15 protein-coding genes are annotated in these 15014 nt (G+C 72.7%); 9 read left to right on the forward strand and 6 right to left on the reverse strand.

Going from position 1 to position 15014, the window contains the following annotated elements; translation table 11 throughout:
* Nucleotides 1–459: 459 nt before the first annotated feature.
* Nucleotides 460–1038 (reverse strand): hypothetical protein, encoded by a 579-nt coding sequence (locus ACFV61_RS18130; protein WP_380425867.1) that lies wholly within the window; start codon nt 1036–1038, stop codon nt 460–462.
* A gap of 517 nt (nt 1039–1555) precedes the next feature.
* Here ACFV61_RS18130 and ACFV61_RS18135 point away from each other — a divergent pair.
* The 5 genes from ACFV61_RS18135 to ACFV61_RS18155 all read left to right on the forward strand — a co-directional run bounded on the left by ACFV61_RS18135 (nt 1556) and on the right by ACFV61_RS18155 (nt 6279).
* Entirely contained in the window at nt 1556–2002 is a 447-nt protein-coding gene (locus tag ACFV61_RS18135; RefSeq protein ID WP_380492620.1) for a hypothetical protein, read from the forward strand.
* Nucleotides 2003–2309: 307 nt separating this feature from the next.
* Entirely contained in the window at nt 2310–2801 is a 492-nt protein-coding gene (locus tag ACFV61_RS18140) for a hypothetical protein (RefSeq protein ID WP_244293775.1), read from the forward strand.
* 715 nt (nt 2802–3516) lie between these two features.
* Complete coding sequence (locus tag ACFV61_RS18145) at nt 3517–3891, forward strand: transglycosylase SLT domain-containing protein (RefSeq protein ID WP_244293774.1); 375 nt, start codon at nt 3517–3519, stop codon at nt 3889–3891.
* 245 nt (nt 3892–4136) lie between these two features.
* A complete protein-coding gene (locus tag ACFV61_RS18150) occupies nt 4137–4961 on the forward strand; it encodes an SGNH/GDSL hydrolase family protein (protein ID WP_380492622.1) in 825 nt (274 codons plus the stop codon).
* Nucleotides 4962–4986: 25 nt separating this feature from the next.
* A complete protein-coding gene (locus ACFV61_RS18155) occupies nt 4987–6279 on the forward strand; it encodes an acyltransferase family protein (protein WP_380492624.1) in 1293 nt (430 codons plus the stop codon).
* 136 nt (nt 6280–6415) lie between these two features.
* Here the strand turns inward: ACFV61_RS18155 and ACFV61_RS18160 are convergent, their stop codons facing one another.
* From ACFV61_RS18160 to ACFV61_RS18180, 5 genes are all read right to left on the reverse strand, one after another.
* Nucleotides 6416–6901 carry a GerMN domain-containing protein gene (locus ACFV61_RS18160; RefSeq protein WP_380492626.1) on the reverse strand — a complete coding sequence of 162 codons (486 nt, stop codon included), beginning with the start codon at nt 6899–6901 and terminating at the stop codon, nt 6416–6418.
* The gene (locus tag ACFV61_RS18165) at nt 6898–8475 is read right to left on the reverse strand and encodes an ATP-binding protein (RefSeq protein ID WP_380492628.1); all 1578 of its coding nucleotides are present in this window, start codon (nt 8473–8475) and stop codon (nt 6898–6900) included. The genes ACFV61_RS18160 and ACFV61_RS18165 overlap by 4 nt, the downstream gene beginning before the upstream one ends.
* Nucleotides 8472–9167, reverse strand: coding sequence for a response regulator transcription factor (locus ACFV61_RS18170; RefSeq protein WP_063351824.1), 696 nt, complete (start codon nt 9165–9167; stop codon nt 8472–8474). The genes ACFV61_RS18165 and ACFV61_RS18170 overlap by 4 nt, the downstream gene beginning before the upstream one ends.
* Before the next feature lie 212 nt (nt 9168–9379).
* Complete coding sequence (locus ACFV61_RS18175) at nt 9380–10552, reverse strand: sensor histidine kinase (protein ID WP_380492640.1); 1173 nt, start codon at nt 10550–10552, stop codon at nt 9380–9382.
* Nucleotides 10553–10641: 89 nt separating this feature from the next.
* Entirely contained in the window at nt 10642–11307 is a 666-nt protein-coding gene (locus tag ACFV61_RS18180) for a response regulator transcription factor (protein WP_063351822.1), read from the reverse strand.
* 168 nt (nt 11308–11475) lie between these two features.
* Between ACFV61_RS18180 and ACFV61_RS18185 the strand changes: the two genes are divergently transcribed.
* Genes ACFV61_RS18185 through ACFV61_RS18200 form a run of 4 tightly spaced genes read left to right on the forward strand, consistent with a single transcriptional unit; the run spans nt 11476 to nt 14948 of the window.
* The gene (locus tag ACFV61_RS18185; protein WP_380425882.1) at nt 11476–11967 is read left to right on the forward strand and encodes a hypothetical protein; all 492 of its coding nucleotides are present in this window, start codon (nt 11476–11478) and stop codon (nt 11965–11967) included.
* Complete coding sequence (locus ACFV61_RS18190) at nt 11957–13048, forward strand: efflux RND transporter periplasmic adaptor subunit (protein WP_380492630.1); 1092 nt, start codon at nt 11957–11959, stop codon at nt 13046–13048. Before ACFV61_RS18185 ends, ACFV61_RS18190 begins: the two co-directional genes overlap by 11 nt.
* Nucleotides 13045–13755: an ABC transporter ATP-binding protein gene (locus ACFV61_RS18195; protein WP_063351819.1), complete on the forward strand. Its 711-nt coding sequence runs from the start codon at nt 13045–13047 to the stop codon at nt 13753–13755. The genes ACFV61_RS18190 and ACFV61_RS18195 overlap by 4 nt, the downstream gene beginning before the upstream one ends.
* On the forward strand, nt 13752–14948 hold the full coding sequence (locus tag ACFV61_RS18200) for an ABC transporter permease (RefSeq protein WP_380492632.1): 1197 nt from the start codon (nt 13752–13754) through the stop codon (nt 14946–14948). The genes ACFV61_RS18195 and ACFV61_RS18200 overlap by 4 nt, the downstream gene beginning before the upstream one ends.
* Nucleotides 14949–15014: the final 66 nt, after the last annotated feature.

Consider the following 15014-nt stretch of genomic DNA (forward strand, 5'->3'; position numbering starts at 1 on the left):
CGGTACCGGTGGGCGTTCGGCGGGAGCTGGGGGAGCAGCTGCAGCTGGGTGTGCGGCGGCCGCAGGTGGACCCGCGGCCCCGGTGGCCGTGGCTGGCCCCGCGTGGCCCTTCGCCCAGGCCCGCGCTCAGTCGAGGCCGGCCTCGAAGCGGGCTTCGGGGACCGGCGACCGGATCATCCCGAGTGCGTCAGGACCAGACGGTGACCTGCTCGGATGCCGGTCCCTCGTCGGCTCGCGCGGGGCGTTGCGACACGCGGGGTTTCTCATTGTCCCGCTACCTCGAAGTGATCAGGTATGGGCGTCTAATGGTAGTTTGTCATGATTTTTCGTCAGGTGTTCTGTGTCGCTTGCGCCTTGTCGCGCGGGGGTGCGGGGCGCTTTGTTGTGAGGAGAGGTGAACCTGCGGATGAGCGCTCGTACTCGTGGACAGGGCGATCCGCCGTGGTACCGGGTCAGCCGTCAGTGGCCCGTGGCCGTGTCCAACAGGGCCCTGGCCGGTGAGGCGCCCCCGGGCGGTGCCGTCGTCGCATCCGATCCGGTCGGCTCGGGTGGACGGCGCGGGGAGCGCCGTGCGGGGGTGGTGTCGGTGGGGAGCGCGCTGCTGTCCGGTATGGCACTGCTGGCGGCCACGGCTCCACCGGCGACCGCCGCGCCGGTGGGGGCCGTGCCGGTGCGGACGCAGCGGGCTGATCCGTCGCAGACCTTCACCTTCACCGGCGCTTCGCAGACCCTGACGGTTCCGGCGGCGGCGGTGGTGACGATCACCGCGGACGGTGCCGGCGGCGCCGACAACACCGGCACCGCCTGTTCCGTCACGGGGACCGGTGGGGCGGGAGCGCGGGTGGTGACCACCCTGCCGCAGACCACCACATCGACGACCTTCACCATCAACGTCGGCGGCACTGGTGGCAAAGGCTGCAACGGCACCGGGACGCCGGGTGCCGGCGGGTTCAACGGCGGCGCCCCAGGGGGAGGTTTTCCGCTCACCGGTTTTCGTTTCGAGGGCCCGGGTGGGGGCGGGGCCTCCAGCGTCAGCACGGGCGGTTCCCTGCTGGTGGTCGCCGGGGGCGGCGGTGCCGCCGGTGGCACCGGAGCGGGCTCGGGGGGAGGGAACGGTGGCAACGGCGGGACAACGCCGGACGCCACCGGCGGCACCTCGGGAAGTGCCACCGGCCCTGGGGCTTCGCCGGGGCAGGGCGGGGGCGGTGGCAGCACCAGCACGAGCACCGGGGGTGCCGGCGGGGCTGCCGGCACCGTTGCGTTCTGTGCGGTCATGAACGGTGGGCCGGGGAGCGGGTTCTTGGGTGCCACGGTCGGTACCGGTGGCGCCGGGGGCAGCTTCGACGGCGGCTGCGCCGCTTCTGTCATCGCTACTGGTGGCGGCGGTGGGGGCGGGTACTTCGCCGGCGGGGGCGGCGGTAGCGGCGCCGTCAACAAGACGGGCACCTCAGCAGGTGGGGGAGGGGGTGGTGGGGGCAGCAGCTTCGCCACTCCCACGGGTAGCGGCACGAGCTACGCGCTCTCGACGATCGGGACGGCGAACCACAGCGGCCAGGTGATCATCTCCTACACGGTCCCGTCCCTGACCATCACCAAGACCCACGCCAGGCACTTCACCCAGGGACGGGACGGCATCTACACCATCGCCGTCGGCAACGCCGCCGGGGCCGCTCCGACCGACGGCACCACGGTCACCGTGCACGACACCCTCCCCGCGGGGCTCAAGGCCGACAGCATCAGCGGCACGGGCTGGACCTGTGACCGGGGCACGCTCACCTGCACCCGCAGTGACGTCCTTCCCGCCGGGAGCAGCTACCCGCCCATCACGCTGCAGGTCGATGTCTCCTGCCGGGCCGACGACGAGGTCACGAACACCGCGACCGTCACCGGGGGCGGCGACACCACCACCCACACCGCCACCGACCCCACCACGATCAAGCACCACAAGCACGACGAACACGACGAGTACGACATGCGCTGCGACCACCACGAGCACTGGTAGACCAGCCCGGGGCCCGACGGGACGAAGCACCGGCCACCAACACGGGGGCCGGTGCTTCGTGCTGTCCGGCAAGGGGTCCGAAGGTGTGACCTGGCCTGCTTGCAGTGCTAGCTCCTGGAGGGTCCTGGGCGGGGCCGTCGGCCCGGTGCGGATGCGCGCTGGGCCATTGGTGTGCAGGGTGGATGGGTACGGTCCGGGCTGCTAGGCGGCGGCGGTCCGTCCAGCCGGGGATGTGTTCGGCGGGCGGGTGATCGCCCGGCCGCCGGTGAACTTCCCGGGAGCGCCGTCGACGACCGAAGGAGACGCCATGTCCACCTGGAAGATCCTCCGCCGGGCTCTGGCCCCGACCGCCCTCGCCACCGTGCTGGCCGCGGCGTTCACGCTGCCGTCGCCGGCGCTCGCCACGGAGGCTCTCGCCCCGCAGGTGGCGGCCGCTGCCGCGCCGGTCTCGTTCGTCGGCCTGCCCGACCGGCCGCTGCCGACCGACCACGCGGCGCACCCGATCACCGTCACCTACCGCAACGACTCGTCGGCGGACCGGACCGTCGCCCCGCAGATCCTCGTCGAGTCACCGGACAACGGGCCCTTCCTCGCCCCGAGGGACATCAAGCTCGAGGTCCTGACCGGCGGCCACTGGAAGACCGTGCGGCTGGCCAGCGAGACCGGCACGCTGTACACCGACCTCACCCGGGCGAAGCTGGTCCTCCACAGCCATCACACCCTCACCCAGCGGTACCGGCTCACCGTCGTCAACGCCGGCCCGGGCACGGTCCAGCCCAGGATCGCGCTGTACGCCTGAAACCCTCGGGGCTTCGCTGGCCGCGTGGGCCGCGTGGGCCGCATCGAGATGCCCGGTGACTCGCACGCGGCCACGAACGATGCCGGGACGTCTTCGGAGCGGGGGATGCCGGCGGGACGGGCGTCTCGGTGGCCGGCCGGGGTTCCGTGACGGCTTCGCGCCCTGCCCGCCTGTCGCCGTGCCGACCAGGGGCCCGACAGCCGCCGCGACGCCCTGTGGTGCCGTTCCCCCATCGGCCGGGTGTGGTGGCGGTCTCAATGGCAGCCGATTGGCACTGACTCAAGGTGATGGCGGTGGGCCGGTCGGTGATGGCGCCGGGGCTGGGGCCGTGAGTGCGCTCACATGCGAATGCGGTGTACGACGACGGATAGTGGTGTCCGTTTTGCACTATTTTGCAACTATTTGGCATGTTATTGGGGGGCGTTTGCGCAGGCCGGGAGGGTTCGGCGCGCTCCGGGCGGCCCGCCTCTCGAATCAGTGCCGGTCTCTGGGCTACGACGGCGGGTCGTAGCGAGGGGGTCTTGGCGAGCGCCGATCCGGTCTGGCAACTTTGCATTCATCGCCAGCCACACCGGCTCCTGTCCCACCGGTGAACGGCTCACCGCCGAGTCACATCCCGCGACCGTTCGGCCCCTGTCCGGCCACGGTCGAGGCGGGGAGTGACACCGGCCCAACTGATTGAGGTCTTGTCTATATGCCCGCTTTCAAGCTCCGCATGCGTACCTCTGCCGTGATTCTCGCCGGTGCCGCCGGTGTGACCGCCCTGGGTGCCGCCGTGGTCCCCGCCGTCGCCTCGGCTGCGGACGCCTCCCCGCAGGCCCTCGCCGCTCAGATCGTGCCGGCGGACCAGCTGGCCTCGTTCAGCCAGATCATCTCCCACGAGTCGGGCTGGAACGTCACGGCGACCAACCCGAGCTCGGGCTCGTACGGTCTGGGCCAGGCGCTGCCGGCCTCCAAGATGGCCTCGGCCGGTGCGGACTGGAAGACCAACCCGTCCACCCAGATCAAGTGGTCGCTGGACTACATGAACACCCGCTACGGCAGCCCGAACGCCGCCTGGAACTTCTGGCAGGCCAACCACTGGTACTAAGCCGACCATTCGGCTTCCCCTCACCCCGGGGGCCGGACAGGGGCAACCGGAGTGACCCACGAAGGGCCTGTGCCAGCGCATCCGCGCAGGCACAGGCCCTCGTGCCGTCTCCGGCCGTCCGAAACACCCCGATCGGCAGCAGCGCACCCCTCTGGGGCGTCAGTTACGTGTTGCTCATGAGGCCGTCGAACCGCGGTGACACAACGGTCAAACGGCGCGAAAAACGGCCTCCTAGCGTCTTCCTCATGACCTACGAACGCCGAACGTCCCATGACCACGAGACCCCCTCCGTTGGCCGTGGCCTGCGCCGCGGTGCCGCCTTCTGCGCGGCCGCCCTCGCTGCCGTCCTCGCCCTGACCTCCTGCGGAAGTTCCCCGGCCGAGGACGGGGGTGGCCCGGGGCCGACGAAGGCCGGCGCCGAAGGGCTGAAGAAGCCCTCAAGGATCCTGTGGATGGGTGACTCCATCGCCGTCGGGCAGGCCCAGCCGCTGGCCGCCGCGCTCAAGTCCACCGGTATCGAGCTCACCTCCATCGCCGCCGACGGCGGCGGCGCAGCGGTCGGGCCGGTGGCGATGTCCAGCGGCGACGTCGCCTCCCGGCTCGCGTCGGTTCGCCCCGAGCTGGTGGCCTACCAGATCACCACCTATGACTGGGGCAGCCCGCAGGAGCAGCAGCAGGCGTACGAGAAGCTGATCGGCACGGTCAAGGCCGCGGGTGCCCGGCTGGTGATCGTCACCACTCCGCCGTTCGACACGGGCGATGACTTCTACGCCCCGCACAAGGCCGACATCGAGTCCGCTCCGGGGGCGGCGAAGGCGGCCGTCGCCGCGCACCCCGGCGATGCCTTCTTCCTCGACGCCTCCGCCCTGTGGGGCACCGACTTCAAGGCCCCGCAGGCGCAGCGTTCGAACGACAGGACGCACTCCTGCCAGCAGGGCACGGCGAAGTTCGCGCAGTGGTTCACCACCGAGGTGGGCAAGCTGGCCGGGTTCTCGCCCGCCGATCCCAAGAGCTGGGCCAACGGCGACTGGACCAGGTCGGACGTGTTCGCCCAGCTGAACTGCGCCTGAGCCGGTGTCCGAGATGGTGTCCGAGATGAAGACCGCCTCGCCGGCGGGCCGGCGGCGGAACGCGCGCGCGTCCCGCCGCCAGCCGGGCACGGGGCCTGCCGCGCGCTCCGGCTCCCGCCGCTCCCATGTCCCGGCCCTGGACGGCCTGCGCGGGCTGGCCGTCCTCGGGGTCCTCCTGTTCCACCTCGGGGACTTCCCCGGCGGGTTCCTGGGGGTCGACCTGTTCTTCGTGCTCTCCGGCTTCCTCATCACGGGGCTGTTGCTGCGGGAGGCCGGGGAGAACGGCGGCCGGATCGACCTGGCGGCCTTCTGGGGCCGCCGGGCCAGGCGGCTGATGCCCGCCCTCGCCCTGGCCCTGGGCTCGGCGATGGTGCTGGCCTCCGTGCTGGGCACGGCGGCCATGGCCCGCTTCGCGCACCAGGACGCCCCCTGGGTGGTGGCCAACCTCGCGAACTGGCATTTCATCGACGCGCAGGTCGGTTACTTCCAGGCGAACCCGACCCGGGTGTTCACCCACCTGTGGAGCATCGCGGTGGAGGAGCAGTTCTACCTGCTGTGGCCACCGCTGGTGCTGCTTCTGCTGCGGCTGCGCCGGACCGCGGGTGCCGGCGTGGGTGCCGGCGCGGTGGCCGGCGTGGCGCTGGTCGGTGCGCTGGTGTCCGCGGCGCTGATGGCGCTGCTCGTCGACCCGATGGACACCACCCGTGTCTACGAGGGCACCGACACCCGCGTGTTCGCCCTGCTGCTCGGCGCGCTCGCGGCGACTCCGGAGGTGCGGCTGCGGGTGGCGCGGCTGCCGGGACCCGCCGCGGGCCGGCTGGCGCTGATCCCGGCGGGCCTGCTGGCCGCCGGGTGGGCGCTGGCCTCGGGGACGGGGCAGATCGTCCTCTTCCGCGGCGGGTTGCTGCTGCACTCGGCGGCGGCGGCCGCGCTGATCGCCCTGCTCGCGCACGCCCCGGCGTCCCCGCTGGGCAGGGTGCTGAGCCGGCGCCCGCTGACGGTACTGGGCGGGCTCTCGTACGGCCTGTACCTGTGGCACTGGCCGCTGATCCTGCTGCTGGACCACGCTGGTCCCCGCCTGGACGGCTGGGTTCGGACCCTGTGGCTGGGCGGGCTGGCGGTGGCGGTCGCGGCCTGCTCGAAGGCGCTGCTGGAGGACCCTGTCCGCTACCGGGCGCGCTGGGCCCACGGCCGCCCCGGGGTCCTGGCGGCCGTGAGCACACTGGCCGCGCTCGCCGCACTGTGGCTGGTGCTGCCGCTGATCGCGCCGACGGCGTCGGGTGCCGTCGTGGACGTCACCCAACTGTCCCTCCCCTGAGGCGCGGTGGCCGGATCCGCGCTGTGCCCGCGGGTGTTCGGGCCGGGCTTCGGGACCTCTCCTGGACCGTGGCGGGCAGGTAGGCATCCGGTGCCGGTGACCCGGCTCGCCGAGCCCGGGTCGGGTTCCGTCGGACTCAGCCGGTGTGGTGGAGGTCGCACTGCACGAAGACCGGTCCGGGGGCGTCGCTGCTGACCATGGCGATCCGGGGGGCGGTCGCGGTGGTCGCGGGGGCGTCCTCGGCGGTGCAGACCAGCTGCTGGATGGCGTAGGGGCTCAGCGCGGAGGTCGGCCAGGACAGGCGCAGGGTGACGGTGCCGTCCTCGGTGGCTGCGGTGACCTTGCCGGAGGCGGGCAGGGCGGTGCCGAGACCGGTGTGCTGCTCCGTCCGGGTGGGGCCTGCCATGAGGGTTTCCAGGGTCTGCTGGAGGCCTTCGCGTTCGGTGCCCGGCCTGATCGTCAGGCGGATTCCCTGGGGGCTGAGGAAGTACAGCCGGGTGCCGGACTCGATCCCGGTGGCGGGCTTGCCCGACTTCACCGCGCCCGCGGTGTCGGGGATCGCGCAGCCGCAGGCCGTGAGGAGCAGCGCCGCTGCGGCGATCGCGCGGAGGCGGATGGTCATGGGGCGTCCTTCGTCAGGGGTCCGCGGGGCAGGACGAGGGTGAACACCGCGCCGCTGCCGGGGGCGTTGGCGGCCTCGATGAAGCCGCCGTGCAGGCGGGCGTTCTCCTGGGCGATGGCCAGGCCGAGCCCGCTGCCCTCGGAGCGGGTGCGCGCCCTGTCCGCCTTGTAGAAGCGGTCGAACAGGTGGGGGAGTTCGGCGGGCGGGATGCCCGGGCCCCGGTCGGTGACGGTCAGCACCAGGTCGGATCCCGGCCCCGGGCCATGGGTGGTGAGGGTGAGGCGTACGGGCGGGCGGCCGTGGCGCAGGGCGTTGCCGGCCAGGTTGGCGACGATGACGTCGAAGCGGCGCGCGTCCAGGCGGACGGGCAGGGCGGCGGGCAGGTCCAGCTCGACCCGGTCGCTCCAGCCGCGCAGGTCGAGGGTGGCGCGTACGGCTTCCGCGGCGTCCACGTCCTCGGTGCGCAGCGGGGCGGCGCCGGCGTCCATGCGGGAGATCTCGATGAGGTCGTTGACCAGGCGGGTGAGGCGCCCGGTCTCGTTGCTGATCATGCGCAGGGCGGTCGCGGTGTCGGCGGGCAGGTGCTCGGCGTCCTCGTCGAGGATGTCGGTGACGGCGACCATGGCGGCCAGCGGGGTGCGCAGCTCGTGGGAGACGTCGGCGGCGAACCGCCGGCCCTGGCTCTCGACCGCCCGCAGTTCCTCGATGGTGCCCTGGAGGGTGCGGGCGGTGTGGTTGAACGTCTTGGACAGCTGGGCGAGTTCGTCGTGACCGGAGACGGCGAGGCGGGTGTCGAGCCGTCCCTGGGCGAGGGCCTGGGCGGCGTCGCCCAGGGCGCGGACGGGGCGCAGGACCTGGCGGGTGGCGAGCAGGGCGAGGCCGGCGGCCAGTACGGCGGCGAACGCGCCGGCGCCGGTGGCGGCGGCCAGCAGCGCGCTGGTGGCCGCCTGTTCGCGGTCCAGGGGCAGGAGGGCGTAGACGGTCAGCCCGGACAGGTCGCCGGCTCCTGAGGCGGGGCCGGCGGGGGTGCGGGTGACGGGGACGCCGACCGCGAGCCAGGAGTGCCCGTCGGCGGTGAACCGCTGGAAGGCGCCGTGGCCCGAGCCGACGGTGTCCTGGAGGGCGGCCGGGACGGTGACGGCGGCGGTCCACTCGGAGTGGGCGGCGCCGTAGCGGGCCAGGACGTGCCAGTCGCGGAAGCCGCCGGTGCCCGAGAGCCGCAGGGACAGGCGATCGAGTTCGGCCTGGGTCGGGGGGAAGGGCAGGGAGGGGGCCAGGACGTCGACGCGGCGGCGCAGCTCGTCCAGGGCGGTGTCCTGGGTCAGGTCGAGGGTGGAGCCGGTGGCGGCCTGGTAGGTGAGTGCGGAGGTGGCCAGGGCGCTGACTGCGGCGGTGGCGACGAACGCGGCGAGCATCCGCGGACGCAGCCCCAGGACGGCCCGCCGCCATCGGAGGAAGCGGGAGGCGTCGGCGCGGTCCGGCCGGTCGTCGGCATGGGCGGTGCCGTTCGCGGCATCGCCCGTGCGGGCGGTGCCGGTCGAGGGGTGCTTCGGTGTGCGTGGCGAGGAGGTCACAGCGGTCCGAAGCGGTAGCCGAAACCGCGCACGGTCTGGAGGTAGCGGGGTGCGGACGGGTTGTCCTCCAGCTTTGCGCGCAGCCGGTTCACCCCGGCGTCGACCAGGCGGATGTCCTCCTGGCGGCTCAGGCCCCAGACGGAGTCCAGCAGCTGCTCCCGGCTGAAGACCCGGCCCGGCGCGGCGGACAGCTCCAGCAGCAGGCGCAGCTCGCCGGGTGCCAGGGGCAGCGGGGTGCCGCGTTTGGCGACGGTCAGCGCGGCCCGGTCCAGCACCAGGTCGCCGTGCACCTCCCGTACCGGCTCGGCCGCCCCGGGCGCGGGGGACACGGTGGTGGTGCGGCGCAGGACGGCCTTGATCCGGGCGTCGAGAACCCTGGACTGTGCGGGCTTGACCACGTAGTCGTCGGCCCCGTACTCCAGGCCGAGGACGGTGTCGATGTCGTCCCCCCGCGCGGTCAGCATGATCACCGGGACGCTCCCGTGTGCGCGCAGCCGTCGGCACACCTCGAAGCCGTCGATCCCGGGCAGCATCAGATCCAGCACCACGATCTCCGGAGGCTCCCGGAACGCCTGTTCCAGGCCGTCCTCGCCGGTGGCGGCCATCCGTATCTCGTGGCCCTGGCGGCGCAGGCCCAGGGCCAGCGCCTCGCGCACCGACGCGTCGTCCTCGATCAGCAGTACCCGTGACATATCCACCAGTATCGGGCCCTCCGATCTGCGCAGGGGCCGTGGAGCGGGGATCGGCGAGGTTGTTGCAGAACGCTCATACGCAGCTCACAGGCCTGGAAACCGTGCGGCGGACGGTGGTTCCCGTCGCGGTGGCCGACTCCGCCGAACGGAAGGCACTGCACGGGGCGGCCTCGCGCCCGCCGTCCGAGCCCCCGGGCCCCCGGACGGCCGGGTCAGGCCGTGGGGAATTCGACCCGGACCCGCAGTCCGCCCGTGCCGGCGGGGACGGCGGTGACGACGGCGTGATGGGCGCGCGCGATGGAGGCGACGATGGACAGGCCCAGGCCCGCGCCCTCACCCGGGCTGTGCCGACGCTCCCGGAGGCGGCGGAAGGGCTCGAAGAGATAGGGGACCGTCTCCGGCGGCACCTGGGGGCCGGTGTTGGCGACCTCCAGGACACCGTCGTGCACGCCGACCTCGACCCGGCCGCCGTCGTGGTTGTAGCGCAGGGCGTTGCCGACCAGGTTGCGCACCAGGTGTGCCAGCAGCACCGGATCACCCTCGACGGACACGGGGGCGGTGTCGGTCGAGACGGTGACGCGGTTCTCCCGGTCTTCCTGCGAGGCGGCGCACTCGGCGGCCACCGCGCGGGCCAGCTGGTCCAGTGCGACCGGTTCGCGGCGGTCCAGCCTCTGGTCGGAGACGGACAGCAACAGCAGTCCCTCGATGAGCCGTTCGCTGCTTTCGGAGACCTCGATCAGTTTGCGGCGGACCCGGGCGACGGCGGCCGGATCCTCGGTGGCCAGCCCGATTTCGGCCGCGGCCCGCTGCACCGCGAGCGGAGTCCGCAGTTCGTGTGCGGCGTTGGCTGCGAACCGCTGCTGCGCACCCACCAGTTGTTCCATGCGGTCGAGCATGGCGTCGAAGGTGTCGGCGAGTTGTTTGAGCTCGCCCGGGGGTGCGTCGAGGGCGATCCGCTCGTGCAGGTTCTCACCCGAGAGTCGCCGCGCCGTGTTGGTGATCACGGCCACCGGGCGCAGCACCCGCCCCGACATCCACCAGGCCAGTGCCACCGAGATGACGGCGAAGGCGGCCAGCGCGATCAGGGAGACGGTCAGCAGCTGGTTCTGGGCCGCCTGCTCGGCGGCCTGGGTGACGACCTTGACGGCCTGGAAGTGGGACTGTCCGCCGTCGGCGGGGGTGGTTCCGGGTAGAGCGTTTGCGGGTGCGGCGGTTCCCACCGTGAGGGTTTGCGCCGCGGAGGGGGCCGGGGTCCCCAGTGTGGCCAGTCGCGGTTCGACGGCGACGGCCGTGCTGATCGAGGTGTACAGACTTTCCCGGACCAGGAAGTTGACCAGGAAGATGAGCATGGCCCCGGCGAGGACGAGCAGCCCGCCGTAGAGCATGGTCAGCCGGCCCCGTTCCCCGCCCGGCAGCCGCGGGCTTGGTCGGCCGGGCAGCGGAGGGCGGTTCAGGCCGGCCGGGGCGAAGCGCCTCACGCCGGGACGCCGATGCGGTAGCCGTGGCCGGGCACGGTGTCGATGACCGAGGGCTCGCCGAGCTTGGCGCGGAGTTTGCTGAGGACGACCCGAACCGCGTTGGTGCGGTATCCCATGTTCTGCTCCCACACCTGCTCGATCAGGTCATCACCGCAGACCACGGCGCCCTCGGCCTGCATCAGCACCTCCAGTACGCCGAACTCCTTGCGGGACAGGGCGAGGTAGCGGCCCTCCCGGAAGGCTTGGCGGCGGGCGGTGTCGAGGGTGATGCCCGCACGTTCGATGACCGGCGGAAGGGCGGGGTGGGTGCGGCGGCCGAGCGCCAGTACCCGGGCCAGCAGCTCCTCGTAGGCGAACGGCTTGGTGAGGTAGTCGTCCGCGCCCAGGTCCAGGCCGTCGACGCGGTCGCGGACGGTACCGGAGGCGGTGAGCATCAGCACCCGGGTGAGCAGCCGTTGCTCGACGACGCTCCGGCACACCTCGTCGCCGTGCGCCCCGGGCAGGTCGCGGTCGAGCACGAGCACGGCGTAGTCGGTGAGCCTCAGCCGCTCCAGCGCGTCGGCGCCGTTGTACACGACGTCGACGGCCAGGGCGTCGCGCCGCAATCCCTCGGCGATCATGTCCGCCAGGAATTCCTCGTCCTCCACGATCAGTACACGCATGACACCAGGTGTACCTGAAACCCACCTTTCGTCGCCGTAAAGGTCTCGGCTGACAGCGGCGAAATGCGGGTGCGTGCCAGCCTCTGCGTGGTCGGAGCGGCCGGAGCGGTCGGCCGCTCGTCATCGGCCACTCGTCATCGGACACGGAGGAATTCCATGCGGAACCACATGCGGAACCACAGGTACGGCGCGGCGGCCGCGTTGGTGGCAGGGCTCGCGCTGTTCGCCACGGCCTGCGGCGGAGGCGGCACGGGCTCCGGCGGGGGCGGCGGCTCGGACTCGTCGGGCAAGGGCGCGGCGGCGGACCAGGCCTACGAGCACCGTAAGTGCCTGCGCGAACACGGCGCCCAGGTGAAGGAGCCCGAGCCGGGCCAGGACCCGCGGGCCATGGTCCTGGAGGGCGGCCAGGACAAGATGGCGGAAGCCCTCAAGGCCTGCGGGGGAGCCGGTGGCTCGGGTGGCGCGAAGATGTCCCAGGCCGACAAGGACAGGGCCCTCGCATTCGCCCAGTGCATGCGCGGTAACGGTGTGGACATGCCGGACCCCAAGTTCGACGGCGACTCGGCGATGTCGGGATCGGCGATGAAGGTCCCGGAGGGCGCCGAGAAGGACAGGTTCGACCAGGCGAACAAGGCGTGCAGTGGTCAGAATGCGCAGTGAGCGCGGGCGCAGCCGCCGAACGTACCTGATCGCCGTGCTGGCCACCTCGGTCACGCTGGCGGGCGGGGTCACGGCCCTCTCGCAGGCCGGAGGCAGCGGCAACGCCGGCGTGGCACGCACGGACGGGCTGCCGCCGAGCACGGGCTCGGTGGAGCGGCAGGACCTGAGCAGCCGGACCCGGGTGGACGGGACCCTCGGCTACGCCGAGGAGCGCCGGATCAACGCCGGTGTGCCGGGCACCCTCACCTGGCTCCCGGAGGCCGGCGCGGTGGTGAAACGCGACGGGGTCCTCTACGAGGTCGACGGCCGGAAGGTCCGGCTCATGGTCGGCGAGCGCCCGATGTACCGGACGCTGAAGGCCGGAGACGAGGGGGCGGACGTCAGGCAGCTGAAGGAGAACCTCCGCGACCTGGGCTACGGCAAGGGGCTGGCCGCGGACGAGAAGTTCACCGCCGGTACGGCGGATGCGGTCAAGCGCTGGCAGAAGGCCCACGGCCTGGCCCAGAGCGGCGAGATCGGCCCCGACCAGATCGCCTTCTCGCCCGCGGCGGTGCGGATCAAGAAGAACGACGCGGCCGTCGGCGACCAGGCCGCTCCCGGCAAGCCGGTCCTCACCGCCACCGGCTCCGAACGGCAGGTGCAGATCAAGATCGAGGTCTCCCGGGCCGACCTCGCCAAGCCCGGCACCCGGGTCGAGGTCGCCCTGCCCGGCGGCGGCAAGGCCAAGGGCAAGGTCGCCTCCGTCGACCGCACCATCGGTGAGGACGGCAAGGAGCAGGGCTCCCCGGACAAGCCCGCCAAGATCACCGCCCGGGTGGTCTTCGACGACCCGGGGCAGGCGGAGGGCTTCGACCAGGCGCCCGTCACCGTCGAGCTCGAAGGCGAGGTCCACAAGGACGTGCTGACCGTACCGGTCAACGCACTGCTCGCGCTGTCCGGCGGAGGCTTCGGCATCCAGATCGTGGAGAACGGGAAGGTGCGCGAAGTCCCGGTCGAGCTCGGCATGTTCGGACAGGGCCGGGTCGAGGTCAGCGGGACCGACCTGACCGAGGGAATGAAGGTCGGGGTGCCCAAGTCATGAGCACCGTGGTCGAGTTGAACCAGGTCACCAAGGAGTACCCGGGCGGGGTCACGGCGCTGCACGGGGTGGACCTGCGCATCGGACGCGGCGAACTGCTCGCCATCGTCGGCCCTTCGGGGTCGGGCAAGTCCACCCTGCTGCACATCGTCGGCACCCTGGACCGGCCCAGCGCCGGATCCGTCACCCTGGCGGGCCACGACGTCGCCGCCCTCTCCGACCGCAGGCTGTCCGCCCTGCGCGCCCGGCACATCGGCTTCGTCTTCCAGTCCTTCCACCTGGTGGCCGGGGTCAGCGCCCGGGACAACGTCGCCGAGGGCCTGCTCTACTCGGGCCTGCCGCGCGCCCAGCGCCGCAGGCGCGCGGCCCTGGCCCTGGAGCGGGTCGGGCTCGCGGACCGCATGCACCACCGTCCGCACGAGCTGTCCGGCGGCCAGCGCCAGCGGGTGGCCATCGCCCGGGCGGTGGTCGGCGAACCGGACCTGCTGCTGGCCGACGAGCCGACCGGCGCGCTGGACTCCGCGTCGAGCGAAGCGGTGATGGAGCTGCTGTACGACCTCAACGCCCAGGGCGCCACCATCGCGGTGATCACCCACGATGGCGAGATCGCCGACAGCCTGCCACGCCAGGTCCGCATCCGCGACGGCCGCGTCGTGGCGGATCTGCGCACCGGCGCCGCCGCCCCGGCCGATCGGGGTGGGCAGCGGTGAGCCGCACACGGCTGGCCCCGGCCCGGCTCGGCCCCCGCGACGTCCTCCACGTCGGCTCGGCCGGCCTGCGCACCCGGCCGCTGCGGGTGGTGCTGTCCGCGCTGGGCATCGCCATCGGCATCGCCACCATGATCGCGGTGGTCGGCATCTCCTCCTCCAGCAAGGCCCAACTCCTTCGGCAACTCGACCAGTTGGGAACCAATATGCTGGTGGCCTCCCCTGGCCAGGGGCTGTTCGGCGAGAAGGTGAAGCTGCCCGAGGAGTCCACCGGCATGCTGGGCCGCGTCCCCGGCGTCGAGCAGGTCGGCGCGACCGGGGACCTGGCGCAGTCCGTCAGACGCAGCGAGAAGATCCCCGACGGCGAAACCGGCGGCATCACCGTGAAGGCCGCCACCGAAGGGCTGCTGGACGTCGTGCGCGGCGCGGTCGGCTCGGGCACCTGGCTCAACGAGGCCAACGGACGCTACCCCTCGACGGTGCTCGGACACGTCGCGGCCCAGCGCCTGGGCATCACCGCCCCAGGCCAGCAAGTCCACATCGGCGGCCAGTACTTCACCGTCATCGGCATCCTCGACCCGCTGCCGCTGGCCCCCGAGATCGAACGGGCCGCCCTGATCGGCTGGGACGGCGCCGGCACGCTGCTGGGCTTCGACGGCCACCCGACCCAGATCTACGAACGGTCGACGGACCAGACGGTCAGCGCGGTCCGCGCACTGATCCCCCGCACCGTCGACCCGCAGAACCCGCACAACGTGCAGGTCACCGACCCCTCCTCGGCACTCCAGGCCAAGGCCGCCACCGAGGGGGCCTTCACCGACCTCCTGCTCGGGCTGGGCGGGGTGGCGCTCCTGGTCGGCGGCGTCGGAGTTGCCAACACGATGATCATCTCAGTGCTGGAGAGGCGCCACGAGATCGGACTGCGCCGCTCCCTGGGCGCCACCAGGGGCCAGATCCGCCTCCAGTTCGTGACGGAGTCCCTCCTGCTCTCCGGACTGGGCGGGCTGGCCGGCGTGGCTCTGGGCGCGGCCGCCACCTACGCCTTCGCCGCCGCGGGCGGCCTGCCCTGGGTGGTCCCCCTGTGGGCCGTCACCGGAGGCTTCGCCGCCACCCTGCTCATCGGCACGGTCGCAGGCCTCTACCCGGCCGTCCGCGCCTCCCGACTCTCCCCGACCCTCGCCCTCCACACCGGCTAACGGGCGGCACGGCGTGGGGCACTCCCTCCAGTGAGACCCCCCCCCCAGACCCCCCGGCGCGGCCCG

It is taken from the genome of Kitasatospora sp. NPDC059817, from assembly GCF_042731835.1.
Lineage (GTDB): Bacteria > Actinomycetota > Actinomycetes > Streptomycetales > Streptomycetaceae > Kitasatospora.

Excerpts from the sequence above, each read along its gene's own strand:
- ACFV61_RS18160 (WP_380492626.1), bottom strand. The coding sequence starts at position 6,901 with ATGACCATCCGCCTCCGCGCGATCGCCGCAGCGGCGCTGCTCCTCACG.
- ACFV61_RS18190 (WP_380492630.1), top strand. The coding sequence starts at position 11,957 with ATGCGCAGTGAGCGCGGGCGCAGCCGCCGAACGTACCTGATCGCCGTG.
- ACFV61_RS18145 (WP_244293774.1), top strand. The coding sequence starts at position 3,517 with ATGCGTACCTCTGCCGTGATTCTCGCCGGTGCCGCCGGTGTGACCGCC.
- ACFV61_RS18195 (WP_063351819.1), top strand. The coding sequence starts at position 13,045 with ATGAGCACCGTGGTCGAGTTGAACCAGGTCACCAAGGAGTACCCGGGC.
- ACFV61_RS18140 (WP_244293775.1), top strand. The coding sequence starts at position 2,310 with ATGTCCACCTGGAAGATCCTCCGCCGGGCTCTGGCCCCGACCGCCCTC.
- ACFV61_RS18170 (WP_063351824.1), bottom strand. The coding sequence starts at position 9,167 with ATGTCACGGGTACTGCTGATCGAGGACGACGCGTCGGTGCGCGAGGCG.
- ACFV61_RS18155 (WP_380492624.1), top strand. The coding sequence starts at position 4,987 with ATGAAGACCGCCTCGCCGGCGGGCCGGCGGCGGAACGCGCGCGCGTCC.
- ACFV61_RS18180 (WP_063351822.1), bottom strand. The coding sequence starts at position 11,307 with ATGCGTGTACTGATCGTGGAGGACGAGGAATTCCTGGCGGACATGATC.
- ACFV61_RS18150 (WP_380492622.1), top strand. The coding sequence starts at position 4,137 with ATGACCTACGAACGCCGAACGTCCCATGACCACGAGACCCCCTCCGTT.
- ACFV61_RS18185 (WP_380425882.1), top strand. The coding sequence starts at position 11,476 with ATGCGGAACCACAGGTACGGCGCGGCGGCCGCGTTGGTGGCAGGGCTC.
- ACFV61_RS18175 (WP_380492640.1), bottom strand. The coding sequence starts at position 10,552 with ATGCTCTACGGCGGGCTGCTCGTCCTCGCCGGGGCCATGCTCATCTTC.